The sequence below is a fragment of the Drancourtella sp. An57 genome (genome assembly GCF_002161525.1).
Lineage (GTDB): Bacteria > Bacillota > Clostridia > Lachnospirales > Lachnospiraceae > Sellimonas > Sellimonas catena.
Genome location: NZ_NFHY01000044.1, coordinates 1 through 656, shown reverse-complemented (window position 1 = coordinate 656; position 656 = coordinate 1). Strand labels below are relative to the sequence as shown.

At 47.7% G+C, this 656-nt stretch carries 2 rRNA genes; both read right to left on the bottom strand.

Annotation, left to right across the window (positions count from 1 at the left end):
• Positions 1-90 (bottom strand): 23S ribosomal RNA (locus tag B5G11_RS16105); the annotation flags it as partial.
• Between the two features lie 458 nt (positions 91-548).
• Positions 549-656: ribosomal RNA gene (rrf, locus tag B5G11_RS16100) — 5S ribosomal RNA — on the bottom strand; the annotation flags it as partial.

The following is a 656-nucleotide window of genomic DNA, read 5'->3' as shown; positions in this document are numbered from 1 at the left end:
TGCTCCTCCCCGAAGCTTTTCGCAGCTTATCACGTCTTTCATCGGCTCTTAGTGCCAAGGCATCCACCCTGCGCTCTTTTCAGCATAACCAACTTGATTCGGAATGCGGTTTCGAAAGAGGATTCCCTTTCACGGAGCATTCCGTAATCTCACATGCCTAGCGTGACATGTGTTGGTCGATAGTGCAGATCGTTTGATCTGCCGTTGTTCTCAATAATGTGTTCACATTACCTCGGATGTCTTGATATTTCTATTTGTGTTCTTATATGCGGTTTTCAAGGTACACGTCCCGGTCATTCCAAAAGATATTTTGTTGACCGGCTGACTGATTTTTATCAGTCATATGAAATCTGAAGTTTTCTTCAAACTTCATATCACTGGTAAAATGACCGCCGGCATTTCTGCCTGGCGTTTACCGTATTGTCAACAGCACTTCCCTGCTGGTCGGGTGGTCATGAAGTCCCCTTTCTTCATGTCCGTATCTATATTAAAATTTATCTCAAAGGCCTCCGCCTGTTTCCAGTCCGGTTCCTTCATTTCTTTTTTGGAGCTGGCGGCCACCTGCTCTCCCACACCGTCTCCAGTGCAGTACCATCGGCCGTCTGGGGCTTAACCATCGTGTTCGGGATGGGTACGGGTGTTTCCCCCAGGCGCAT